This window comes from uncultured Caulobacter sp. (assembly GCF_937900395.1).
In the GTDB taxonomy this organism is placed as follows: Bacteria; Pseudomonadota; Alphaproteobacteria; order Caulobacterales; family Caulobacteraceae; genus Caulobacter.
The window spans coordinates 1-22,090 of the sequence record NZ_CALCDX010000088.1 but is presented as its reverse complement, the minus strand read 5'-3'; the positions used below and the strand labels follow the sequence as shown (position 1 = coordinate 22,090).

Genomic DNA, 22,090 nt, shown 5'->3' with positions numbered 1-22,090 from the left:
CCTTTCACGTGTCATCCCGGCCGTAGCGTAGCGGAGAGCCGGGACCCAGGGGCGGCTTGCACAGCGCTCATGCAACCCCTGGGTCCCGGATAGCCTCTGCGAGGCTTCCGGGATGACACTGAAATTGAAACCTTAGTTCATCTGAACGCGCCGCCGGTCCGCTACCGCCCCTAGGCCGCCACCAGCTTCTCGGCCGTGCTCAGATCCACGCTGACCAGTTGGCTCACCCCGCGCTCGGCCATGGTCACGCCGAACAGGCGGTCCATCCGGCTCATGGTCACCGGGTTGTGGGTGATGGCGATGAAGCGCGTCTGGGTGCGGCGGCGCATCTCGTCGAGCATGTTGCAGTAGCGGTCGACATTGGCGTCATCGAGCGGCGCGTCCACTTCGTCCAGCACGCAGATCGGCGCCGGATTGGCCAGGAAGACGCCGAAGATCAGGGCGCTGGCGGTCAGGGCCTGCTCGCCGCCGCTCATCAGGCTCATGCTGGCCAGGCGCTTGCCGGGCGGGCAGGCGTAGATCTCGAGACCGGCTTCGAGCGGATCGTCGCTCTCGATCAACTTCAGCTCGGCCTGGCCGCCGCCGAACAGGGCCTGGAAGAGGGTCTGGAAATTGGCGTTGATCACGTCGAAGGCGGCCAGCAGGCGCTCGCGCCCTTCGGCGTTCAGCTCCTCGATGCCGGCGCGCAGCTTGGTCACCGCGCCCGACAGGTCGGCGCGCTCGGTCCGCATGATCTCCAGGCGGCCGGCATATTCCTGGGCCTCTTCCTCGGCGCGCAGGTTCACCGGGCCGATGGCGTCGCGCTCTCTTTCGAGCGCGAACAGGTGAGCTTCCACGCCGGCCGCGTCCTTCGGCACGGCCACGGCCTCGCCGGCGACGTGGCGGCCCAGCTCCTCGGGCTCCATGCGGGCCTGCTCGCGGATGGCGGTAGCGACCTCGGCGTAGCGCTGGCGGGCGCCGTCCAGGTGGGCGACCAAGGCGGCGCGCCTCTCGCGGGCCTCGCCGGCGGCCTGCTCGGCGGCCCGGGCGGCGCGGTCGGCGTTGACGCGGTTGGTCTCGGCGGTCTCCAGGGCGTCGCTGGCCTTGGCGCGGCGGGCCTCGGCGGCGGCGAACTCGTCGAGCAGGGCGACCAGCCTTTCCTGCAGGACAGCCGGCGCCTCGCGGGCGGCTTCAAGGGCGGCCGCGGCTTTCACGCGGTCGCTTTCCAGCGATTCCGCGCGCTTGGCGGCGGTCTCGGCGCGCTTGGCCCAGTCGACGCGGTCGCGCTCCAGGCTTTCCAGGCGGCGCTGGCGGCCGGCGCGTTCGCGGGTCTCGAGGTCGAGGGCGGTGCGGGCCGCGCTGGCGGCCTCGCGCGCCTTGGCGGCCACCTGGCGCGCCTCCGCCAGTTGCGGCTGAAGATCGCCCGAGGTCTGGGCGGCGGCATGGGCGTCACGGGCTTCGGCGAGGGCCGCGTCGGCCTCGGCCTTTTCGGCCTCGAAGCGGGCGATGGTGTCGTCCAGCGACTGGGCCCGGGCGGCGCGCAGCGCCTGCTCGCGCTCGAACTTGGCGACCTGCTCGCGGGCCTGGGTCAGCAGGCGCTCGGCGTCGGGCGGGCCGCGTCGCTTGTCGCGCAGCAGCTCCTCGACCGCCCGCATGCGGTCGGCGGCGGTCTTCAGGGCGGCCGCGGTCGCCTCGGCGCGCGGAGCCAGAACGTCGATCTCGGCCTCGACCTCGGCGAGGCGCGTGCGCTGCTCCAGACGGATGGCGGCGGGCTTGGGCGCATCGGCGCGCGCGACAAAGCCGTCCCACCGCCATAGGTCGCCCTCGATGGAGACCAGGCGCATGCCGGGCTTCAGGCTCTTCTGCAGCCGGTCGCCGTCGGCGCGGGCCACGACGGCCACGTGCGAGAGACGAGCGACCAGTTCGGGCGGCGCCTTGACCAGCGGGACCAGCGGCTGGGCTCCTTCGGGCCATACCGGCGCCGAGACCTGCGCGCCACCCCAGTAGGACGGCGCCTTCGGATCGAGCGCGGCGTCGAGATCATCACCCAAGGCGGCGGCCAGGGCCGCGCCATAGCCCTTGTCGGGCGAGACGCTGTCCAGCGCCGGTGCATGGCCGCTCTTGGCGCGGGGGGCGGTCAGCTGGGCCAGGCCTCGGGCCTCGGTGCGCAGGCGGCCCAGCTGGTCCTCGACATTGCGGGCCCGCTGGCGGGCCTGGGCCTCGTGCTCGGCGGCCTTGACGCGCTCGGCCTCGGCTTCCTCCAGGGCGGCGCGGGCGGCGGCGAGGGCGGCCTCGGCGTTGGCGAAACGCTGGCGGGCGTCGGCGGCGGCGGGATCGACCTCGGGGCCGATCGCGGCCCGTTCTGCCTTGGCCTGGTCGAGGGCGCGGTTGGTGCGGCTGGCGCGGGCGTCGGCTTCGGAGAGGCGCGTGGCGGCGGCGCGGAACTGCGCCTCCTCGGCGGCGACGCGAGCGGCCAACTGCTCGACCTGGGTTTCGGCGGCGGCGCGGGCGGCCTCGGCGGCCTTGGCGGCGGCCTCCAGCTCGGGACCGCGCTCGGGCGCGGCGGCGACCAGGGCGCGGACTTCTTCCAGCTCGGCGTCGATGCGGGCGAGGGCGGCGGCGGCGTCCTCCTTGGCCTGTTGTTCGCGGGCGCGGTCGGCCTCGATGCGGGCGAGGTCGTTCTTCAGGCGCTCGAACTCGGCGGCGGCGGCCTCGGCCTCGCGCTCGGCGCGGTCCTTCTGGATGGCCAGTTGGCCGAGGATCGCCTGGGCGATCGTCGCCTCTTCCCGCAGCGGCGGCATGGCGGCTTCGGCCTCGGTGATCGCCACCTGGGCGGCGGCGCTGGCGCGAGCGGTCTCCTCGACGAGGCGCGCGGCCTCAGTCGCCTCGCGCTGGGTGCGCTCCAGCGTGTCGCGCGCCTCGGTCCAGCGGGTGTAGAGCACCGCGCCTTGCACGGCGCGGATCTCGGCCGACAGGCGCTTGTACTTCTCGGCTTGGCGGGCTTCGCGCTTGAGGCGGTTCAGGGCCGTCTCAAGCTCGCGGGCGACGTCGTCCAGGCGCGCGAGGTTGGCCTCGGCGGCGCGCAGGCGCAGCTCGGCCTCGTGGCGGCGGGTGTGCAGGCCCGAGACGCCCGCGGCCTCTTCCAGGATGCGGCGGCGGTTCTGCGGCTTGGCGCCGATCAGCTCGCTGATCTGGCCCTGGCGGACCAGGGCGGGCGAATTGGCGCCGGTGGAGGCGTCGGCGAACAGCAGCTGGACGTCGCGAGCCCGCACCTCGCGGCCGTTGATCTTGTAGGTCGAGCCCGAGCCGCGATCGATCCGGCGCACGACCTCCAGGACGGGGTCGTCGTTGAACTGGGCCGGGGCGGTGCGATCGGCGTTGTCTATGGTCAGGGCCACGTCGGCGTGGTTGCGCGGCGGCCGCGCGCCGCTGCCGGCGAAGATCACGTCGTCCATGCCGCCGGCGCGCATCGCCTTGGCCGAGTTGGCGCCCATCACCCAGCGCAGGGCTTCCAGGAGGTTCGACTTGCCGCAGCCGTTCGGGCCGACGATGCCGGTCAGGCCCGGCTCGATCCGGAACTCGGTCGGCTCAACGAAGGACTTGAAGCCCGAGAGGCGAAGGCGCTGGAACTGCACGAGGCGGTCCCCTTCGTCCTCAGCCCTTCGCCGCGACGGCGAAGGCGCGCGACAGGGCGGCGAAGTCCGTACCGTCGACCTGGGCGCCGGCCACGAAGAAGGTCGGCGTGCCCTCGATCCCGTCCGTCTGGGCGCGGGCGAAGCGGGCGTTGACGGCGTCCAGCGCCTTGGGATCGCGCAGAGCTTCGGCGAACTGTTGCGCGGTCAGGCCATATTGCTGGCCGATCGCCTCCAGCCCTTCCCAGAGCTTCTCGCTCTCGTAGATCGCCGCCTGCTTCTCGAAGACGGTGGTCAGGACGTCGAAGTACTTGCCGGGGATCCGGCGCGCCAGGATGAAGCCCGCGGCGGCGAATTCGGGCGGCGGGGTCAGGAATTCGCGGAAGACCATGCGCACCTTGCCGGTGTCGATGAAGCCCTTGCGAACCTGCGGCAGGATGTCGGTCCACCAGTGAGCGCAGTGCGGACAGCTGGCCGAGGCATAGACGACGAACTGGACCGGCGCGCTGGGCGAGCCCATCACCATCTCGCCCGGAACCGGCGGCAAGGAGGCGGCGCGCGCGGCCGCCGGCGCCGCCCCAAGCACAAGGCCGGGGACGGCCAAGCCCGAGACGATCAAGGCGCGCCGGTCCAGGGTCATTACTTCGAGGCTTCCGCGATGGCCGCGTCCAGCTCGGCCAGGGTGCGCGCGCCGCCCTCTTCCGAACCGACCTTCTTGCCGTTGACGACAAAGGTGGGCGTGCCCTGGATCTTGGCTTCCTGACTGTACTTCTGGACCCGATCGTTCAGGGCCTTCAGCGCCTTCTCGTCGGTGACGCAGGCGTTGAATTGCTCTTCGGTCATGCCGGCCGACTGGGCGACGGTCAGCAGGCCCTCGCGGAACTGGCCCGTCTGGAACATCTGATGCTGGGCGCGATAGACCGAGTCCACGACCTGGAAGTACTTATCCTTGCCGGCGCAGCGGGCCATCAGGAAGGCGGCGGCCGCCACCTCCTGCGGCGGGGTCAGGATCTCGCGATAGACGTAGTTGACCTTGCCGGTGTCGATGTATTTGGCCTTGAAGGCCGGGTAGACCTCCTCGTTCCATTCGGCGCAGTGGCTGCACGAGGCCGAGGCGTATTCGACGACCGTGACCTTGGCGTTCGGGTTGCCCTGGGTCATGTCGTCGGCGGTGATAGTCTCGCCCTTGGGACCGCAGCTGGCGAGGCCCGCGGCGAGCGCGGCGACAAGGGTGACTCGGCTGATCAGCGAACGCATCAAATGGCCCTTCGGCGGTCGATTGGAAACTTAAGCCCGATTCTCGTTTCGAAGGGAAAAGGGCTCAACGCAGACTAGGGCAAGAGCGCGAGCGAGGCGTGGTTGTCAATGGTCTCGCCCGGCCTCGGCGGCGACGCTTCAGCGGTTAGAGGCCAGCACGCCTCGGCCCAGTTTCAGCAGCGCCTGCTTCAGCCCGCCGTCAGGTTGCTCGGCCAGGCTGTCGGCCAGCTCCTTCTCAAGCGCGGCGTCCAGCGGCGGCTTGCGGCGCGGACGCTGGGCGACCGGCGCGGCGGCGGCCTTGACCGGCCCCTGGACGATGCGCAGGCGGGTGACCACGCCCTTGCCCAGCAGCATGTCCAGCCGAGCGGTGATCTGCGGCGCCTGGTGCTGGATCAGCGAGGCCATGGGACCATCGACCCGCAGCTCCAGCGCACCGCCTTCGCCGTTGCGGCCCTTGATGATGCGGACCGGCTCGGTGCGCCGCGCCAGGGTGTCGCCGACGATCTCGCGCCAGCGGGTCTGCAAGGCGGCCGGGCCCTGGCCGAAGCGGTTCTCCAGATCCTTCAGCAGCGGCGCCAGGCTCTTTCCGGCCGGCGGCGGCGGGCGGCGCGGCGGCCGGGTGCGCTTGTCGCGCAGGATCGCGATCGCTTCTTCGGGGCTGGGCAGGGGGCGGCGGGCCATGGCGGGAAGACTAGCATGCGGACCGTTCTTCGCGGTAGGCGAGGAGACGATGAAAGCCAGCGTCTCTCTTGATTGCGCCGCCCTCCGCTCAAGCCTGCTGGCCTGGTACGACCGCCAAGCCCGCGCCCTGGCCTGGCGGGTGTCGCCCGGTGACCGCCGCGCGGGCGTCCGGTCCGATCCCTATCGGGTCTGGCTGTCGGAGGTCATGCTGCAGCAGACCACCGTGCCGCACGCCACGCCGTACTTTCTGAGCTTCACCGAACGCTGGCCGACGGTCTCGGATCTCGCGGCGGTCGAGGACGGCGACCTGATGGCCGCCTGGGCGGGGCTTGGCTACTACGCCCGCGCCCGCAACCTGCTGGCCTGCGCTCGCGCGGTCGCCAGCCAGCACGGCGGCGTCTTCCCGGACACCGAAGAGGGCCTTCGCGCCCTGCCGGGCGTCGGCGCCTACACCGCCGCGGCCGTGGCGGCGATCGCCTTCGACCGGCCCGCCAACGTGGTCGACGGCAATGTCGAGCGGGTGATATCGCGGCTGTTCGCCGTCGAGACGCCGCTGCCCGACGCCAAGCCCGAACTGAAGGCGCTGGCGGGCGCGCTGGTCACCGACGAGCGCCCCGGCGACTGGGCCCAGGCGCTGATGGATTTGGGGGCCACGGTCTGCAAGCCGAAGGGGCCGCTGTGCGACCTCTGCCCGGTCTCGGCCTGGTGCGAGGCCTTCAAGGGCGGCGCGCCGGAGACCTATCCGCGCAAGGCCAGGAAGGCCGATCGGCCCCGTCGGCATGGCGTGGCCTATGTCCTGACGCGCGGGGATCAGGTGGCCCTGGTTCGTCGGCCGCCGAAGGGGCTGCTGGGCGGGATGCTGGGCCTGCCGACCTCGGATTGGCGGGCGGCGCCCTATGACGACGCCGAGGCGCGGGCCGCCGCGCCTATGACGGGGGCCTGGCGCGACCTCGGCGCGGTCGAGCACGTCTTCACCCACTTCTCGCTGACGCTTCGCGTGTTCGCGGCCGCCAAGGACAAGGATGGAGGCGACGGCGACTTCGTCTGGACTCCGCGCGAGGGTCTCTCGGCCCTGCCCAGCGTTTTCCTGAAGGCCGCGCGGGCGGCCGAGCGGCTGCTCTAGCGGCCGATCGACATTCAAGCGGCGAACCATCCCGCCTTCCTGGGCCTTGTGCCCAGGACCCATCGTTCCGCAGCCGCTGAGTTTGACCGGCGCCCTGGGCCGCTCAGCCTCGGGTCACTTCAAAAGTCCAGCCTGCCGCCAACATGGGTCCTGGGCACAAGGCCCAGGAAGGCGAGCTGTTGATTTCAAGCGCTGCCTTGAATGCCGATCCGTCCTGGCCGCCCCGGCGGGGAGGCGATCCGCCCCTCGCGGATCAGCCGCGCGGCCTTCCCGGGCCGCCCGGCCGTCGGATCACGCCGACGCCCTTCCCCACAAAGCGCTCTAGTTCATCCCCGCCCGGACCTGGGCGCGCAGGACGTCGATGGGGGCCAGACCCTTGTCGGTCTTGAAGTGCCAGTAGGTCCAACCGTTGCAGGCCGGCGCCGACTGCACCAGGGCGCCGATCTTGTGGATCGAGCCCGACAGGTCGCCGACCGTGATCGAGCCGTCCGGACGCACCTTGGCCACGCGCTCGCCCTTGGCGCAGTAGAGGGTGTCGCCCGGCGACAGCAGGCCGGCCTCGACGATCGTGCCGAACGGCACGCGCGGCTCGGCGCGCTTGCTGCCCATGACCTCGAGGTCCTCGGGCGCGATCGGCACGACCTTGGAAATCCGCGCCTTGGCGTGCTCGAGATATTCGGCCTCGCGCTCGATGCCGATGAACTTGCGGCCCAGGCGCTTGGCGGCCGCGCCGGTGGTGCCGACGCCGAAGAACGGATCCAGGATCACGTCGCCCGGCTTGGTCGTCGACAGGATCACCCGGTAGAGCAGGGCTTCCGGCTTCTGGGTCGGGTGCGCCTTCTGGCCGTCGGCGCCCTTGATGCGCTCCTCGCCGGTGCACAGCGGGATGGTCCAGTCCGAGCGCATCTGCACCTCGTCATTGGCCATCTTCAGGGCGTCGTAGTTGAAGGTGTAGCGTTTGGCGCTCTGGCTCTTGGACGCCCAGATCAGGGTCTCGTGGGCGTTGGCGAAGCGGGTGCCCTTGAAGTTGGGCATCGGGTTGGACTTGCGCCAGACGATGTCGTTCAGGATCCAGAAGCCCAGGTCCTGCACCGCGACGCCGACGCGGAAGATGTTGTGATAGCTGCCGATCACCCAGATCGCGCCGTCGTCCTTCAGCACGCGGCGGGCGGCCTTCAGCCACTCGCGGGTGAACTTGTCGTAGGCGGCGAAGCTCTCGAACTGGTCCCAGTGGTCGTCGACCGCATCGACCTTGGAATTGTCGGGACGCAGCAGGTCGCCGCCCAGCTGAAGATTGTAGGGCGGATCGGCGAAGATCAGGTCGACCGACTTCTCCGGCAGGGCGTTCATCTGCTCGATGCAGTCGCCCAGGATGATGGTTTCCGGCCCGAAGGTCATGTCCGCGTCCTCAAGAAAGAGAACGGAATCATGAGTCTTTCTAGTAAACGCGGTGTGTATGGACGTGGTTAGCGAGACGTAAACGAGGCTAGAGCCCTCGCTACTCGGCCGCGTCCTCGAACGGCAGCTGCAGGTTCAATTCGCCCGCCAGCGCGGCCTTCACCGGGGCCCAGCCCAGGCGGTGGATCGGCGAGGGGCCGAGCTTCACCAGGCCCTCGACGTGAATGCGCGCGTGGTAACCCTTGTGGCTGGCGAAGCCGTAGCCGGGATAGACCGCGTCCATCTCGATCATCAGCCGGTCGCGGGCCTCCTTGGCCAGGATCGAGGCGGCGGCGATCGAGCACGACAGAGAGTCGCCCTTGACCACGGTCTTGATCTCGCACGGCAGCGGGAAGCGGTAGTTGCCGTCGACCAGGGCGATGGCGGGGGTCACCGACAGGCCTTCGATCGCCCGGCACATGGCCCGCCCGGTGGCGTGCAGGATGTTGTACTCGGCGATCTCTTCGATCGAGGCCATGTCGACGCACCAGGCGATGGCGACGGCCTTGATCTCTTCCTCCAGGGCCGCGCGGGCCTTGGCCGAGAGCTTCTTGGAGTCGTTGAGGCCCTTGGGGACTCGATCGGGATCCAGGATCACCGCCGCGGCGCTGACCGGCCCGGCCCACGGGCCGCGCCCAGCCTCGTCCACCCCGCAGACAGGCCCCTGTCCGCAGGCCATCTCCAACATCATGTCGGGTCCGGACGGCATGGACCGGTGTTTAGGCCGCTTCGCGCGGGATGGGAATGTCCGGCGGGGCGGACTAGGGTCTCGCCATGTGCGCTTCCCAATCAACCCTCGCCCTCGTCATGGCCCTCGCCCTCGCGCCGGCGGCCGCCCAAGCTCAGGCCGGGGAATGGAAACCGGTCTGGGCGGACGAGTTCGACGGCGACAAGCTGGACCTGACCCGCTGGACCCCTGCCGCGGATTGCGGCGGCGGCGGCAACGACGAGCGCCAATGCTATGTGGCCGATCCGGACACGGTCTCGGTCAAGGACGGGATGCTTCGGCTGACGGTGGTCAAGCGCAAGACCAAGGGCCTGGCCAATCCGTGGGCCGGCCCGACCGGGCCGATGAAGACCGGTGACTACGCCTCCGGCAAGATCGTCACCCAGGGCAAGGCCAGCTGGCTCTACGGACGGATCGAGGCGCGGGCGCGGGCCCCCGGCGGCCAGGGCGTGTGGCCGGCGATCTGGATGATGCCCGAGCTGTCGACCTATGGCGGCTGGCCGAAATCCGGCGAGATCGACATCCTGGAGACAGTCAACCTGGGCGCGCCGTGTGAGGCCTGTGACGGCGGCCGGGAGAACCGGGTGTTTGGCACGATCCACTTCGCCGCCGACGCCGCCGGAGCGCACCGCCAGGCGGGCGGAAACGCCGTCATGCCGGCCTCGCCGGACGGCTTCCACGTCTATGCGGTCGAATGGACGCCCGAGGCGATCGCCTGGTTCGTCGACGGCCGCGAATACGCCCGCGCCGACCAGAAGGATTGGAAGCGCGACGATGCGGAAGCCGGTCCCGCGCCGTTCGACCGTCCTTTCCACCTGATCCTGAACCTCGCCTTCGGCGGCCGCTGGCCCGAGGGCGCCAACGCCAAGGGCGTCGACGAGACGGCCTTGCCGGCGACGATGGAGGTGGATTGGGTGCGGGTCAGCCAGCGCTAGCGTCGGCCATTCCCTTGTCCAGGGGCTTGGAAAGGCGCGCGCGCTTGCTCTACATGCCAGGCGGCCGAGCGAGGCCGGAAGGGATTGTCTGATGGGGTTCGTGACCGCCGCCTTGCCTGTGCTTTGGCTTATCGCCTCGGTCGCGGCGTTCGTCTTCGTGTTTCGCCCTCGGCCGGGGTGGTCCGTGGTCGCGACGCCGGCGCGGGCGCTCGCGACGTTCCTGGCCGTGTTCCTGGGCGGCGCGGTGCTGGTGGCGGTGACGCGGCCCAAGGAGGAAGCGCCGCCGCCCGCGCCCTCCCTGGCGCGCTCGGCGCGCGCCTTGCCGGATCCCGCCCAGGTCCGCGCTCATCCCGAGCGTTTCGTGGTGCTAGACGGGGTTCAGGCCAATCGCAACAAGGCGGGAGATGTCCTGCTGACAGGCGGGGCGACCAACGTCTCGGGCCTGGAGATCGCCGACCCGCGCCTGTCCTGTCGGATGACCAAGGGGCGCGCGGCGGCGGGAACCGTCTCCGCCGTGGTTCAGGGGACCATCCCGATCGGCGGCAAGCTGATCTTCGCGGCGATCAACCTGGGGCAGGCCGCGGGCCCCTGGGATCGCTGGAGCTGTCAGGTGGTCGAGGCGCGAGCCCTGTAAGCAGGCGCTTATTCCGGCCTCTGTAAGCCGTCCGCCGATGGTCGCGGCCGGTGGGAGGGCGCAGGTCCTCTCCCGTCATCAGCACGGGAGAACTGCAAATGACCAAGCGCTACGCCCTGGGCGCCAGCCTTCTGATCCTGTCCTTGGCCGCCGCCCCGGCCTTGGCGGACGACGCCAAGCCCACGCCGGCCAAGGTCGCCGCCGCGCCGTCCCAGGCCGCCAAGCCCGCGCCGTCTCTCACGGCGCGCAAGGCCGAGCACGCCGACGATCGCGCGGCGCGCCACGACAAGGACGACGACCGCAAGGACCACGCGGACCGCAAGGATCGCGACGAGAAGCACGACGAGAACCACGACCAGGAGCGCCGTCATGACCGCGACTGAGACCGCCGCGCCGCCGCGTCGTTGGGATCCGGTGGTCAAGCTGACCCACTGGACCATCGTCGCGGCGATCCTCGCCAACGCCCTGATCACCGAGGAAGGCTCGGACGCGCACGTCTGGGTCGGCTACGCCGTGGCCGCCACCCTGATCCTGCGCTTGATCTGGGGCGTTATCGGTCCAGCCGAGGCGCGCTTCTCGGCCTTCCCGCCCAGCCCCGGCCGGGCCCTGGCCCACATCCGTGAGATCGCGACGGGCAAGCGCAGCGAGCACGCCTCGCACAATCCGCTGGGCGCCCTGATGGTCTATGCGATCTGGAGCACGCTGGCGGTCATCATCGTCACGGGCGTGCTGATGGTCAGCGCCCCGGCCAAGCCCGAAGGCCAGCTCGGCGCGGCTCCGCTCACGGCGACCGCGCAGCGCCTGGAGCGTGAGGAGGACGAGGGCGAGGAGGCCCGCGAGGGCGGCGGCGAACGCGAGGAGGGGCCGCTGGCCGAGGTCCACGAGACCGCCGTCCACCTGCTCTACGTCCTGATCGTGCTGCATATCGCCGGCGTGGTGTTCGAGACGCGGCGCAGCGGTCGGCGGATTGTCTTGGCGATGCTGCCCGGGCGGCGCTAAGCCATACCGCATGATCAAGCGGCGGCGAGCTCTGGAACGCAGGATCACGATGATCGCGGTCGTCGTGATCCTGCAGCTGGCCGCGACCCTGTTCTTCCTGGTCGATTTCACGGGCGATGTGCGCGCCGACGGCATGGGCAAGCATCTGCTGGCCGAGGGCGGCGCGGCGCTGGCCCTGCTGGCCGGCGTGCTGTTTGGCGCGACCCAGGTCCGGTGGCTCGTCCTGCGCGCCCGCCAGGACGAGGCCGCGGTGGCCGCCGCCAAGGGCGCGCTGGCCGACCTCGCCCGCCTGCGCTTTTCCGACTGGAAGCTGACCGCGGCCGAGGCCGACGTCGCCCTGTTCGCGCTGAAGGGCTGCGACGTCGCCGAGATCGCCGCCCTGCGCGGCGCCGCGACCGGCACCGTCCGCGCCCAGCTGACCCGCGTCTACGCCAAGGCCGGCGTCCGCTCACAGTCGGCGCTGATGGCGCTGTTCATGGAAGAGTTGGTGGAGACGGGGTAGGTCGGATTGCGAGCCTAGGCGGACGTTCACCCCATCCGCTTGCGCGGAGGCTGACCAGGTTGTCGACGCCCTCGATCGTGGAAATCGCCTTAGACTGCCTCGACCTGGGCGCCCAGGCCGTGCAGCACCTGCTCCTTCTGGGCCAGTAGACGGTCAGCAGCGATAACGAGGTCGTAACCGTGGCGGACGCACAGCTCGGCCAGCTCATAGCCGATGCCGCTGGAGGCACCGGCACCGGCACCGGCACCGGTACTGGCACCGGCGACGGCGGCGAGCGAGCGGAGGGTTTCCATATTGGCCTCTCCAGGCTCATGACTTTCGTCAGGCCACACGCAGTCGCTTCTTACCCGCGCCCATCTGCGATCAGCAGGCCCTGCGCCGTACGAGCGTTGATCTTGTTCAATCTGTCTATCCTCCGTGCCTGGGCGTGCGGCTGGTTGGGGGTAACCCTGTCGAACTCGATCGGGCGATGCCCTTCGAACAAGAGCAACTGGGTTTGGGTTTGGGTCCTGTGAAATCTTAGCGGTGAAGACGGGCTCGTCACGACTTAGAGTTTATGCTCTAGCTTCAAGGCATCTCGACAAAAAATGCGCAAACGCCGGAGCAAAGCGTGGGGCCCAAGTTGCTTTCAGAGCTGGCGCTGACCAAGTTTTCCAAACTCACAACCAGCGAGCTAGCGTTTCTTAAAGCGGTTCAAGCTGGTCCTACGAGCAGCGTGGCTAAGACCAAGCGTGTCGTTCGCGCAGAGCTGGTGCGCTGGATCTGCATTGAGGATGCATGCACCTCCTTCGTGCCACGCTCGGGCTTAGCAGTTTCGAACTTCAAGATCCGCGGCGCGGTGGATCTTTCGTTTTGCGTTATCCGCTTCCCGTTGATTTTCGAGCAATGCAGCTTCGACACAGACGTCGTCTTGCATAACGCCAAGCTGCCCTACCTGCGTTTGCTCGACTGCCAACTGAAGGGGATCAACCTCAATCAAGCCGAAATCGATGGCACGGTTGTGCTGCGCCAATCGGTGTTCGAGGACGCGGTCCTGTGCTTGGGAGCGCGCATCAAGGGAAATCTCAGGCTGTGGGGCTCGCGGCTGAGCGCCAATGACAAGCCAGCGCTCAATCTCGAGGGGGCAAGCGTAACGCGCTCGGTGTTGATGGGCGGAAAGTTCGCAGCTTTCGGTGGCATTCGTCTGTTTGGCACAACCGTCCAAGGCAATCTTGAATGCTCCGGCGACGTCGTCAGCAGCGAGGTGTCTCTAAGAGTAGAGCTTTCGACCATCGGCGGTGCGGTTTTGCTACGCCGCGGCTTTCGCAGCATCGGCTCGGTGCGGTTCTTCGACGCCAATGTCGGGGGCGGGATTGATTTGCAAAACGCCAGGTTGGCGGCGCGAAAGCATCCGGCCCTGGCAATCATGAGCTCGAATGTCGGCCGTTCGGTGGTGCTTCAACACTACCCAGCTTTGGGCAGACGTGTGCCGCGCATCGGCGAGATCGTGATCGACAACTCCACGATCGGCGGCGCGGTCAATCTGCGCAACGCTTGCCATCGTGCTCGGCGAGGGCGGGGCTTGGCGTTGTTCGACACGACAATTGCAGGGCGCTTGATCGCGCGCGAAATGGATCTCGCCGGGCGCCTCATCCTAACCCGATGCAAGATAGGTAACGATATTGAGCTGCATGAGGCGACCATCGCTCCAAGAAGCGGCGCAGCAATCTTCGGCCCCGGGGTGGCGTGCAAAGGCAGTGTCTATCTGGACCGGGCTCGTGTTTCGGGTTCCATCGATCTGCACAGCATCGCCGTCGCTGGGGCGTTCGATGGTGAAGGATTAGAGATCTCCACCAACAGGACCACAGCCTTGGTGTTGGACGGAGCCAAGATCGGCGGAAACCTCTACTTGCCAGACGCCTCCCTGGAGGGACGCCTAAGCATAAAGAGCGCTTCAATTGGCGGCGGACTCACCTTGGCGGGCGCCAGCGTCAACGGTGTCTACATGCCCTATTCGACGATTGGTTCTAACATTTGGCTCAACAAGGCCCAGCTACACCCATCTTCAGGTTGGGCGCTCCTAGCCGATCACGCACGTTGCGCCGGCTCGATGACCGGCCATATCGGCTTTAGCGCAACGGGCGCGATGAGTTTGAACTTCATGACCGTTGAGGGTCACTTCCTGTTCCTGAACGCCAAGTTTAAGGGACGAGAAGATGTCGCACTGCGCGGGCAGTCCCTGAAAGTCGGCGGCGGCGTCATCCTTGCTAACAGCGAAGTCGATGGACTCATTGATCTTAGTAACAGCCTGTGCGGCAGCCTTAACCTCTCTGGGGCCAAGCTAAGGAGCCGCCGCGTCGCGTTAAACGCCAAAAAGGCCACCTTCGCCGGAAGCCTTCAGCTGATCGACGGCCTGACCGCCTGCGGCCGTCTTGACCTGGCGAGAGCGACGATTGCTGGCGATGTCCAGCTTGGCGCCTGCAGGCTATACGGCCGTAGAGGCCCAGCCTTGAACCTGTCCAGCGCCAAGATTGAGGGGGACGTCGCCGGGTGGAATGATGTTCGTCTTCTGGGCGGACTAAACCTTGCCAGTGCGTCGATTGCTGGTGACGTCGATCTTTCCGACGTCAAGCTTCTCAATCGTCGTGATGTCAGCCTCTCGTTGCGAAGGGCGAGCGTAAAGGGGGGGCTCATCATCATGGAGGAATTCCGGGCCAATGGGGCCTTGGACCTTCGCGCCGCAGAAGTTCATGGGATTGAAGACGATGAGGCAAGCTGGCCAAAGCAAGGGCGGCTCATGGCCGACGGTCTTGCCTATTCTCGACTGGTCCCGCTAGACGCCAAGAACCGTCTGCGCTGGCTGGATCGGCAACCGGCCCCCGCCACCGAGGCCAATTCTTGGCAACCATTTGAGCAACTGGCCAAGGTGTTGCGCAACCAAGGCCGTGAACATGAGGCGCGGCGCGTGCTGATCGCTCGTGAAGAGGCTAAGAGAAAGACGGTCGCCTTCGCGCCTCGCCGATGGCTTCTCTGGCTCTATGGCGTGATCATGGGATTTGGATATGAACCCCAGCGCGCGGCGATCGCAGCGCCTTTCCTGATCTTCTTTACGGCGACACTTTTCTGGACCGGCGCCAACACGATCATGGTGCCGACCAATGACGTCGCCAGAAAGCAGTGGGAGATCGACGGCAGCTTGCCGGACGGCTATCCGCGCTTCAGCGGTTTTGCCTACTCCACCGACGTCCTCGTCCCGGTTCTTTCGCTACAGCAGAAGGACGCTTGGCGACCCGCAGCCAATGCTCTGTGCAAGCCAGGTCCTAGACCCTGCGGGCCAATGCTCCGCTGGTGGCTCTGGTTCTATATCGCTGCCGGCTGGGTGATCACAACGCTGTCGGTGGCGGGCTTCACAGGGCTGATCCGCAAGGCCTAGCACCGGAATTATCCACCAGCTAGACCTCAATTCCGGGTGTGGCTCGAGGTCGGTGCCGAACTTCCGCTCTCCACCCATAGCCGCCGTCCAAAGCGTCCGCTCAGTGCTTATGCCCCAGCGCCCTGCACTCTTCATGCCTGAAGCAGGTGACGAAGTGGTCGTTGACCATCCCCGTCGCCTGCATGAAGGCGTAGACGATCACCGGGCCGCAGAACTTGAAGCCCTTGGCCTTCAGCGCCTTGGCCATGTCGACGGCCGGGGGCGTCTGGGCCGGAACCTGCGCGCCGGTCTCCCAGGTGTTCTGGATCGGCGCGCCGCCGACGATGTCCCACAGGAAGGTCGAGAGGTCCTCGCCGCGCTCGCGCATGTCCAGGTAGATCCGCGCGCCGGAGATGGCCGCGTCGATCTTGCCGTTGGAGCGGATGATGCCGGCGTCGGCCATCAGCCGGGCGCGGTCGGCCTCGCCGAAGCGGGCGACCTTTTCCGGATCGAAGCCCGCGAAGGCGGCGCGGAACGCTTCGCGCTTCCTCAGGATGGTGATCCACGACAGGCCGGCCTGGAACCCGTCCAGCACCAGCTTTTCCCAGAGGGCGCGGCTGTCCCACTCGGGCACGCCCCATTCGTGATCGTGATAGGCCTCGTAGAACGGGTCGCCGTTCATGCCGCGCCAGGTGCATCGGGTCGGTTCGGTCATGCGGCGACGCTAGCACAAAGGCGTCGCCTGGCTAGAACTTTTCGAGAACATCGAGCGCGGCGACGGAATGGTCGCGTTGGCCCGTTCAAGCGACCGAGGGACCTCAACATCTGAAGGAGACGCCCATGAAGCGCCTCAAGACCTTGGCCGTGCTCGCGATGGCGGGCGCCGTGGCCGCCGCGACGCCGGTGCTGGCCCAGCGCCACGATCATGACGGCAATCCGCCCGGACCGCGCGGCGGCCCCGGCACGAACTGGGAGAACCCGCCCGGCTGGCGCGGCGGCCCCGGAGCCTCGCCGGATCGCCGCTACTACCATTGGCATGGCCAGCGGATCGAGTTCGTCTACCGCAACGGCTACTACTACCACCCGGCCTACGGCTACTATCACCCGCGCTACGGCTGGTGGAACCAGGCCGCGCGGTGCTGGCTGGACAACGACAACAATCCGCCCGGCCCGCGCGGCGGACCCGGCACGAACTGGGAGAATCCGCCGGGGTGGCGCGGCGGTCCCGGGGCCTCGCCGGACCGCTACGGCCGCTGCCGCTAGAGCGCGATCCAGGCCGGCCGGTCCACCGCGACCGGCCGGCCGTCGACCGTCAGGTCGGCACCGTCGATCCGGTCGAGGCGCAGCAGGGCCATGGCCCGGCCATCCCGCCCGCCCAGCACCTCGCCGGCGCGCAGCTCGCCGGCCAGCACCTCGGCGCCGAACGCCGGCGGCGGACCGTCGAAGGCGATGGGCAGCATGCGGGTCTTGATCGTCCCACGTCGCTTCATGCGGCTGGTGGTCTCCTGGCCGACGAAGCAACCCTTCTTGAAGTCGATCCCCGCCAGCAGGTCGAAATTGGCCTCGATCGGATAGGTGCGCTCCTGGCCCCAGTCGGCGGGACCAGGAACGCCCAGGGCCAGGCGGTGGGCGTCGTAGGCGTCCTCGGCGGCGTTGGCCGGCCGGTCGTCATAGGCGCGAGCGCCCAGGGCCGGCAGACGCGGATCGGCATAGAGGCCTTCGCTGGCGACCTCGCCGCCAAACACGGCCAGCACCGGGCGATCGTTGGCCTCCAGCGCCGCCTTGGCGCGCAGGCGATACATCATCAGGCGCTGCAGCAGGGCGTCGCGCTGGTCGGCCTGGACGTCGAGCAGGGCCCCGTCCTCGGTTCCGGCCACGAACAGGTCGTAGAGCAGCTTGCCCTGCGGGGTCAGCAGGCCGGCGAACCGCAGCTCGCCCGGCGCCAGGGTCTCGACGTCCTGGGTCAGCAGACCCTGCAGGAAGCTCCGCCAGTCGGGGCCGGAGACGGCGATGACGGCGCGGGAGGGCAGGCGGGCGACGGTGGGCGTGGTCATGGGCCAGATGTGGCGCCGAGGCGACGCTCGCGCCAGTCCCGAACATCTCGGAAAGCTGAAGTGTTAACGTGGGATGCGCCGACTCGCCGACGGCCCTATACATGGACCGATGACACAGCGGGCCTTCCCGATTCTCTTTATCACGGCGACGCGCATCGGTGACGCGGTGCTTTCGTCCGGCCTGATCAAACTTCTCTCTGATCAGATCCCCAACGCGCGCTTCACCATCGTCGCCGGTCCCCTGGCCGCGCCGCTGTTCGCGCACGTGCCCGGCCTCGACCGAGTGATCGTCATGGAGAAGGGCAAGGGCAAGGGCCACTGGTTCAAGCTGTGGAACCAGGTGCGCCACAGGAAGTGGGGCCTGGTCGTCGACCTGCGCGGCTCGGCCACCGCCCTCTTCCTGCGCCGCGACAAGCGGGCGATCTGGAAGAAGACCCCCGGCGAGCCGGTGCACAAGGTGGTCGACGCCGCCCGCGTCCTGAAGCTCGAGGGCGAGCCGCCCGCGCCATACCTCTACATCACGCCCGAGGTCGAGGCCTTGGCGGACGAGCTCCTGGGACAAGGCGGTCCGATCCTGGCCGTGGGGCCGGCGGCCAACTGGATCGGCAAGGTCTGGCCGATCGAGCGCTTCGCCCAGACCGCCGCCCAGCTGCTGGACAAGGACGGCCCGCTGGCTGGCGGGCGTCTGCTGATCCTGGGCGGTCCCGAGGACACCCGGATGGTCGAGGAGCTGCGCATGGCCTCGGCGCGCGGCCGGACCATCGACCTGACCGGCAAGGTGGATCTGCTGACCGCCTATGCCTGCCTGAAGCGCGCCAGCCTTTTCATCGGCAACGACTCTGGCCTGATGCACATCGCCGCCGCCGCCGGCTGCCCGACGGTCGGTCTGTTCGGCCCCTCGGACGAGCGGCGCTACGGGCCGTGGGGCGACAAGGCCGTGGCCGTGCGCGGCCCGCGAACCTTCCAGCAGTTCAAGGCGATCGATCCGGAGCTCTCGCAGGCGATCCGCCACATGAGCGACCTGCCGGTGCCCACCGTGGTCCGGGCGGCTAAGGAACTGCTGGCGCGCGTGGCGACGCCGGCCGAGGTCTCCGAGCCCGAGACGGTGGTTGAGGCGGCCGAGCCCGATACCTCGCCGTGGGGCGAGCCCATCCAGGACGTCGACGCGCCCCCCCAGGACGTCGAGGCGGAGACCGTCGCCGAGGCGCCGCCCGCGCCCCCGGCCGAAAAGCCGCCCGCTCGCAAGCGCGCGGCCAAGCGCGACGCCGGCTAGTTCCGGGTTGCCTCGCGCGCGGGGCGGCCCTAGACCGCCGCAAACGTTCCGAGGAGCCGTCCCATGACCCAGACCTTCGACCTGATCGTGCGTGGCGGCGAGGTGGTGAACCATGCCGGCCGGGGCTTCGCCGACATCGGCGTGCGCGGCGGCAAGATCGTCGCCATCGGCGACCTCTCCCAGGCCAGCGCCGGCGAGGTGTTCGACGCGACGGGCCTGACCGTCCTGCCCGGCGTCATCGACAGCCAGGTCCACTTCCGCGAGCCGGGCCTGGAATGGAAGGAAGACCTTGAGAGCGGCTCGCGCGGCGCGGCCCTGGGCGGCGTCACCGCCGTCTTCGAGATGCCCAACACCGAGCCGACCACCACGGACGCCGACGCCTTGGCCGACAAGCTGGCGCGCGCCAAGGGCCGCATGCACACCGACCACGCCTTCTATGTCGGCGGCACCCACGAGAACGCGGCCTTCCTGGGCGAGCTGGAGCGCCTGCCCGGCTGCTGCGGGATCAAGGTGTTCATGGGCGCCTCGACCGGCAGCCTGCTGGTGCAGGACGACGAGGGCGTCGAGAACGTGCTGCGCCACGTCAACCGCCGCGCGGCCTTCCACTCCGAGGATGAGTACCGCCTGGCCGAGCGCCGGGCTCTCGCCCGTCCCGGCGACTGGACCAGCCACCCGGAGGTGCGCGACGCCCAGGCCGCCCTGCAGTCGACCCATCGACTGGTCCGTATCGCCAAGAGCCTCGGCAAGCGCATCCACGTTCTGCACGTCACCACCAAGGAAGAGATCGACTTCCTGGCCCAGAACAAGGACGTCGCCAGCGTCGAGGTCACGCCCCAGCACCTGACCCTGGTCGCGCCGGAGGCCTATGAGCGCCTGAAGGGCTTCGCGCAGATGAACCCGCCGATCCGTTCGGCCGACCATGTGGCCGGGATCTGGCGCGGGGTCGACACCGGCGTCGCTGACGTCCTGGGCTCCGACCACGCCCCCCACACCCGCGAAGAGAAGGCCCGGCCCTATCCGGCCTCGCCGTCGGGCATGCCGGGCGTCCAGACCCTGGTTCCGATCATGCTGACCCACGTGGTCGAGGGCAAGCTGACCCTGGAGCGCTTCGTCGACCTGACCAGCCATGGCGTGAACCGCATCTTCGGCCTGGCCGACAAGGGCCGCATCGCCGAGGGCTTCGACGCCGACTTCACTATCGTCGACATGAAGGCCCGCCGCGTCATCACCCACGACTGGATGGCCACCCGCTCGGGCTGGACCCCCTTCGACGGCTTCGAGGCCAAGGCTTGGCCCAAGGCGACGATCGTCCGCGGCGTCGTGGTCATGCGCGACGACGAGGTCATCGCCGAGGGGCGTGGCGAGCCCGTGCGGTTCCTCGAGACGCTGGCGGGGTAGATCCCTTTTCTCCGACCTCCCCGGCGAATGCCGGGGCCCAGATCGTATGGCTTTGGGGCTGGCGGGAAGAAGCGTCCGCTTACGCCGTCGTCTCAGAGGTCTCCATCTGGGCCCCGGCATTCGCCGGGGAGGTCGGGTGTTTGATAGGTTTGGAGCATTTCCATCCGCCTACGGATCAACCAGCGTCTTTCCGCCTCGGCCGGGCCCAACGCCATGGCCTGGTCATAGGCGTCCAGCGCCCTTTTCCGCTTTCCCAGACGCGCCAGCAGGTCCGCCCGCACCGCGTGGAACGGCTGGAAGCTCGCCAGCCTTCCAGCGTCCAGCGCCTCAATCTCCGCCAGCGCCGCCGCCGGCCCCGAGACCTCGGCCACCGCCACCGCGCGGTTGATCCGGACGAACGGATCCTCGCCGAAACTCAGCAGCGCGTCGTAGAGCGATAGGATCGCCGGCCAGGGCGGCGGTTCATCTAAAGTCTCGCGCGCGCACCAGGCGCTGTGCAGGGCGGCGCGCAGCGGGATCGGCCCGGGGGGACCCAGGCTTCCCGCCCGCCGCAGCAGGGCCTCCGCTTCGGCGATCAGGTCGTCGCGCCACAGGTCGGGATCCTGGCGATCGAGCGGGACCATCACACCTTCGTCGTCGAGCCGCGCGAGGCGACGGGCCTCGGCGTAGCGAACCAGGGCGGCGAAGGCCAAGGCGTCCGGCTCGTCCGGCAGCAGTTCGACCAGCACCGCGGTCAGGCCCAGCATCTCCTGGGCGAAGCCGGCATGCGGCCCGGCTCCCGCCGCGTCCTCGTGGGCGCGGGCGTAGGCGACCTCCAATGTCGCGATCACGGCCGCGAGGCGCTCGGGCCAAGCCTCGGGGCCGGGGACCTCGAACGACACGCCGGCCTCGGCGATCTTACGCTTGGCGCGGGTCAGGCGTTGCAGCATGGCCGGCTCGGACACCAGGAAGGCCCGCGCGATTTCCTGGGCGGAAAGCCCGCAGACGAGCCGCAGGGTCAGGGCCGCGCGGGCCTCGGGCGCCACGGCCGGGTGGCAGCAGATGAAGATCAGCCGCAGCCGCTCATCGGGGATCAGGCGGTCGTCCGACGCCAGTTGCGCTTCGACCGACAGCTCGGGCTCGGGCGCTTCTGGCGCCAGGCGGCGTCTGACGATCTGTCTACGGATCATATCCAGCGCCCGCCGCCGCGCCGCGGCGTAGAGCCAGGCCGCCGGGTCCAGGGGCGGGGCCGCCGACCAGACCTCCGCCGCCTTGGCGCAGGCGTCGGCGAAGGCCTCCTCGGCGATGTCGAGATCGCGGAACGCCGTCGCCAGGGCGGCGACGATCCGGCCTCCGGTCTCCCGGAAGGTCTGCTCCAGCGCGGCCAGGACCTAGTCCTCGTCGATCACCGGCCGGACCTCGATCGAGCCGTCGCCGGCCAGGGGCACCCGCTTGGCCAGGGCCAGGGCCTCGTCCAGGCTGTCGACCTCGACGATATAGAAGCCGCCCAGCTGCTCGCGGGCCTCGGCATAGGGGCCGTCGTGCAGGGCGTACTGGCCCGCGCTCTTGCGGGCGGTGGTGGCGGTGTCGCTGGTCTTCAGGCCCGCGCCGCCCTTCAGGATACCCTTTTCCGCCAGTTCGCCGGCGAAGGCGCCGTGGGCGGCCAGGATCTCCTCCCAGGCGCGACCACGTTCGTCGCGGAAGGCGTTCTCGTCTTCGAAGATCAGCAGGGCGTATTTCATGGCGATCACTCCAGGCGAGCCCGCGACCATCGCGGCGCTTCGACCCCAGAGACGCGCCGGCTCGGGCGGATTCGACAGCGGACGCCGAAAAATGTCGAGGGGGAGAAAGGTTTCTCCTCCCCCATCGGGGGAGGGGGACCAGCGAAGCTGGTGGAGGGGGCCTCGTGCGGAGAGGTTATACCCTGTGGTCCGCCGGGCTCGTTTTTCTAATCTGAGGGGGCCGTCGCCAGCGCGGCTGGCCCCCTCCACCGCCGTTCGGCGGTCCCCCTCCCCCGATGGGGGAGGAGAGAGAAAGTACGAGCGTTCGCGGCGCTCTATGATCCGCGTATCCGGAATCGAAGTGAGCG

The 22,090-nt window shown here is 69.0% G+C and carries 21 protein-coding genes and 2 pseudogenes; 12 read left to right on the top strand and 11 right to left on the bottom strand.

The window, feature by feature from the left end; genetic code table 11:
* Positions 1 to 9: 9 nt before the first annotated feature.
* Positions 10 to 90, top strand: a pseudogene (locus Q0379_RS07545) (hypothetical protein); the annotation flags it as partial.
* An 80-nt stretch (positions 91 to 170) separates the two neighbouring features.
* On the opposite strand, the gene smc reads toward Q0379_RS07545, so the two are convergent.
* The 4 genes from smc to Q0379_RS07525 all read right to left on the bottom strand — a co-directional run bounded on the left by smc (position 171) and on the right by Q0379_RS07525 (position 5,549).
* Entirely contained in the window at positions 171 to 3,614 is a 3,444-nt protein-coding gene (gene smc / locus Q0379_RS07540) for a chromosome segregation protein SMC (protein ID WP_299006520.1), read from the bottom strand.
* A 19-nt stretch (positions 3,615 to 3,633) separates the two neighbouring features.
* Positions 3,634 to 4,251 carry a thioredoxin domain-containing protein gene (locus Q0379_RS07535; RefSeq protein WP_299006518.1) on the bottom strand — a complete coding sequence of 206 codons (618 nt, stop codon included), beginning with the start codon at positions 4,249 to 4,251 and terminating at the stop codon, positions 3,634 to 3,636.
* On the bottom strand, positions 4,251 to 4,868 hold the full coding sequence (locus tag Q0379_RS07530; protein WP_299006514.1) for a DsbA family protein: 618 nt from the start codon (positions 4,866 to 4,868) through the stop codon (positions 4,251 to 4,253). The genes Q0379_RS07535 and Q0379_RS07530 overlap by 1 nt, the downstream gene beginning before the upstream one ends.
* 138 nt (positions 4,869 to 5,006) lie before the next feature.
* Complete coding sequence (locus Q0379_RS07525) at positions 5,007 to 5,549, bottom strand: DciA family protein (protein WP_299006511.1); 543 nt, start codon at positions 5,547 to 5,549, stop codon at positions 5,007 to 5,009.
* 49 nt (positions 5,550 to 5,598) lie between these two features.
* Between Q0379_RS07525 and mutY the strand changes: the two genes are divergently transcribed.
* Entirely contained in the window at positions 5,599 to 6,672 is a 1,074-nt protein-coding gene (mutY, locus tag Q0379_RS07520) for an A/G-specific adenine glycosylase (protein ID WP_299006508.1), read from the top strand.
* A 321-nt stretch (positions 6,673 to 6,993) separates the two neighbouring features.
* On the opposite strand, the gene ccrM is transcribed toward mutY, so the two are convergent.
* A complete protein-coding gene (gene ccrM / locus Q0379_RS07515; protein WP_066683986.1) occupies positions 6,994 to 8,070 on the bottom strand; it encodes an adenine-specific DNA-methyltransferase CcrM in 1,077 nt (358 codons plus the stop codon).
* Positions 8,071 to 8,170: 100 nt separating this feature from the next.
* Positions 8,171 to 8,818, bottom strand: coding sequence for a ribonuclease HII (locus Q0379_RS07510; RefSeq protein ID WP_299006504.1), 648 nt, complete (start codon positions 8,816 to 8,818; stop codon positions 8,171 to 8,173).
* Between the two features lie 98 nt (positions 8,819 to 8,916).
* On the opposite strand from Q0379_RS07510, the gene Q0379_RS07505 reads away from it, so the two are divergent.
* The 5 genes from Q0379_RS07505 to Q0379_RS07485 all read left to right on the top strand — a co-directional run bounded on the left by Q0379_RS07505 (position 8,917) and on the right by Q0379_RS07485 (position 11,906).
* Positions 8,917 to 9,771: a glycoside hydrolase family 16 protein gene (locus Q0379_RS07505; protein WP_299006562.1), complete on the top strand. Its 855-nt coding sequence runs from the start codon at positions 8,917 to 8,919 to the stop codon at positions 9,769 to 9,771.
* A gap of 91 nt (positions 9,772 to 9,862) precedes the next feature.
* The gene (locus tag Q0379_RS07500) at positions 9,863 to 10,405 is read left to right on the top strand and encodes a hypothetical protein (protein ID WP_299006502.1); all 543 of its coding nucleotides are present in this window, start codon (positions 9,863 to 9,865) and stop codon (positions 10,403 to 10,405) included.
* A 98-nt stretch (positions 10,406 to 10,503) separates the two neighbouring features.
* The gene (locus tag Q0379_RS07495; protein WP_299006497.1) at positions 10,504 to 10,788 is read left to right on the top strand and encodes a hypothetical protein; all 285 of its coding nucleotides are present in this window, start codon (positions 10,504 to 10,506) and stop codon (positions 10,786 to 10,788) included.
* Positions 10,775 to 11,404 (top strand): cytochrome b/b6 domain-containing protein, encoded by a 630-nt coding sequence (locus Q0379_RS07490; protein ID WP_299006494.1) that lies wholly within the window; start codon positions 10,775 to 10,777, stop codon positions 11,402 to 11,404. Before Q0379_RS07495 ends, Q0379_RS07490 begins: the two co-directional genes overlap by 14 nt.
* A 10-nt stretch (positions 11,405 to 11,414) precedes the next feature.
* Entirely contained in the window at positions 11,415 to 11,906 is a 492-nt protein-coding gene (locus Q0379_RS07485) for a helix-turn-helix transcriptional regulator (protein ID WP_299006492.1), read from the top strand.
* Between the two features lie 89 nt (positions 11,907 to 11,995).
* On the opposite strand, the gene Q0379_RS07480 is transcribed toward Q0379_RS07485, so the two are convergent.
* Entirely contained in the window at positions 11,996 to 12,199 is a 204-nt protein-coding gene (locus Q0379_RS07480) for a hypothetical protein (RefSeq protein ID WP_299006489.1), read from the bottom strand.
* Between the two features lie 26 nt (positions 12,200 to 12,225).
* On the opposite strand from Q0379_RS07480, the pseudogene Q0379_RS24165 reads away from it, so the two are divergent.
* A pseudogene (locus Q0379_RS24165) lies at positions 12,226 to 12,429 on the top strand (DNA polymerase IV); the annotation flags it as partial.
* 99 nt (positions 12,430 to 12,528) lie between these two features.
* On the top strand, positions 12,529 to 15,318 hold the full coding sequence (locus Q0379_RS07475; protein WP_299006487.1) for a hypothetical protein: 2,790 nt from the start codon (positions 12,529 to 12,531) through the stop codon (positions 15,316 to 15,318).
* 100 nt (positions 15,319 to 15,418) lie between these two features.
* Here Q0379_RS07475 and Q0379_RS07470 read toward each other — a convergent pair whose 3' ends face one another.
* Positions 15,419 to 16,012, bottom strand: a complete 594-nt coding sequence (locus tag Q0379_RS07470; RefSeq protein WP_299006484.1) for a DNA-3-methyladenine glycosylase I — start codon at positions 16,010 to 16,012, stop codon at positions 15,419 to 15,421.
* A gap of 125 nt (positions 16,013 to 16,137) precedes the next feature.
* On the opposite strand from Q0379_RS07470, the gene Q0379_RS07465 reads away from it, so the two are divergent.
* Positions 16,138 to 16,560, top strand: coding sequence for a hypothetical protein (locus Q0379_RS07465; RefSeq protein WP_299006480.1), 423 nt, complete (start codon positions 16,138 to 16,140; stop codon positions 16,558 to 16,560).
* Here the strand turns inward: Q0379_RS07465 and Q0379_RS07460 are convergent.
* Positions 16,557 to 17,351 (bottom strand): folate-binding protein YgfZ, encoded by a 795-nt coding sequence (locus Q0379_RS07460; RefSeq protein ID WP_299006477.1) that lies wholly within the window; start codon positions 17,349 to 17,351, stop codon positions 16,557 to 16,559. The two genes, Q0379_RS07465 and Q0379_RS07460, sit on opposite strands and share 4 nt — an antisense overlap.
* Positions 17,352 to 17,460: 109 nt before the next feature.
* Between Q0379_RS07460 and Q0379_RS07455 the strand changes: the two genes are divergently transcribed.
* Positions 17,461 to 18,624 carry a glycosyltransferase family 9 protein gene (locus tag Q0379_RS07455; protein WP_299006475.1) on the top strand — a complete coding sequence of 388 codons (1,164 nt, stop codon included), beginning with the start codon at positions 17,461 to 17,463 and terminating at the stop codon, positions 18,622 to 18,624.
* 63 nt (positions 18,625 to 18,687) lie between these two features.
* Positions 18,688 to 20,022: a dihydroorotase gene (locus Q0379_RS07450; protein WP_299006471.1), complete on the top strand. Its 1,335-nt coding sequence runs from the start codon at positions 18,688 to 18,690 to the stop codon at positions 20,020 to 20,022.
* A 92-nt stretch (positions 20,023 to 20,114) separates the two neighbouring features.
* On the opposite strand, the gene Q0379_RS07445 is transcribed toward Q0379_RS07450, so the two are convergent.
* Both Q0379_RS07445 and Q0379_RS07440 read right to left on the bottom strand, forming a co-directional pair.
* Entirely contained in the window at positions 20,115 to 21,191 is a 1,077-nt protein-coding gene (locus Q0379_RS07445; RefSeq protein WP_299006468.1) for a DUF6596 domain-containing protein, read from the bottom strand.
* Between the two features lie 201 nt (positions 21,192 to 21,392).
* A complete protein-coding gene (locus Q0379_RS07440) occupies positions 21,393 to 21,743 on the bottom strand; it encodes a YciI family protein (protein ID WP_299006465.1) in 351 nt (116 codons plus the stop codon).
* Positions 21,744 to 22,090 lie beyond the last annotated feature (347 nt).

Coding starts and splice junctions, on each gene's coding strand:
- Q0379_RS07535 (WP_299006518.1), bottom strand. CDS start 4,251: ATGACCCTGGACCGGCGCGCCTTGATCGTCTCGGGCTTGGCCGTCCCC.
- Q0379_RS07530 (WP_299006514.1), bottom strand. CDS start 4,868: ATGCGTTCGCTGATCAGCCGAGTCACCCTTGTCGCCGCGCTCGCCGCG.
- Q0379_RS07525 (WP_299006511.1), bottom strand. CDS start 5,549: ATGGCCCGCCGCCCCCTGCCCAGCCCCGAAGAAGCGATCGCGATCCTG.
- mutY (WP_299006508.1), top strand. CDS start 5,599: ATGAAAGCCAGCGTCTCTCTTGATTGCGCCGCCCTCCGCTCAAGCCTG.
- ccrM (WP_066683986.1), bottom strand. CDS start 8,070: ATGACCTTCGGGCCGGAAACCATCATCCTGGGCGACTGCATCGAGCAG.
- Q0379_RS07510 (WP_299006504.1), bottom strand. CDS start 8,818: ATGCCGTCCGGACCCGACATGATGTTGGAGATGGCCTGCGGACAGGGG.
- Q0379_RS07505 (WP_299006562.1), top strand. CDS start 8,917: ATGGCCCTCGCCCTCGCGCCGGCGGCCGCCCAAGCTCAGGCCGGGGAA.
- Q0379_RS07500 (WP_299006502.1), top strand. CDS start 9,863: ATGGGGTTCGTGACCGCCGCCTTGCCTGTGCTTTGGCTTATCGCCTCG.
- Q0379_RS07495 (WP_299006497.1), top strand. CDS start 10,504: ATGACCAAGCGCTACGCCCTGGGCGCCAGCCTTCTGATCCTGTCCTTG.
- Q0379_RS07490 (WP_299006494.1), top strand. CDS start 10,775: ATGACCGCGACTGAGACCGCCGCGCCGCCGCGTCGTTGGGATCCGGTG.
- Q0379_RS07485 (WP_299006492.1), top strand. CDS start 11,415: ATGATCAAGCGGCGGCGAGCTCTGGAACGCAGGATCACGATGATCGCG.
- Q0379_RS07480 (WP_299006489.1), bottom strand. CDS start 12,199: ATGGAAACCCTCCGCTCGCTCGCCGCCGTCGCCGGTGCCAGTACCGGT.
- Q0379_RS07470 (WP_299006484.1), bottom strand. CDS start 16,012: ATGACCGAACCGACCCGATGCACCTGGCGCGGCATGAACGGCGACCCG.
- Q0379_RS07465 (WP_299006480.1), top strand. CDS start 16,138: ATGAAGCGCCTCAAGACCTTGGCCGTGCTCGCGATGGCGGGCGCCGTG.
- Q0379_RS07460 (WP_299006477.1), bottom strand. CDS start 17,351: ATGACCACGCCCACCGTCGCCCGCCTGCCCTCCCGCGCCGTCATCGCC.
- Q0379_RS07455 (WP_299006475.1), top strand. CDS start 17,461: ATGACACAGCGGGCCTTCCCGATTCTCTTTATCACGGCGACGCGCATC.
- Q0379_RS07450 (WP_299006471.1), top strand. CDS start 18,688: ATGACCCAGACCTTCGACCTGATCGTGCGTGGCGGCGAGGTGGTGAAC.
- Q0379_RS07445 (WP_299006468.1), bottom strand. CDS start 21,191: ATGATCCGTAGACAGATCGTCAGACGCCGCCTGGCGCCAGAAGCGCCC.
- Q0379_RS07440 (WP_299006465.1), bottom strand. CDS start 21,743: ATGAAATACGCCCTGCTGATCTTCGAAGACGAGAACGCCTTCCGCGAC.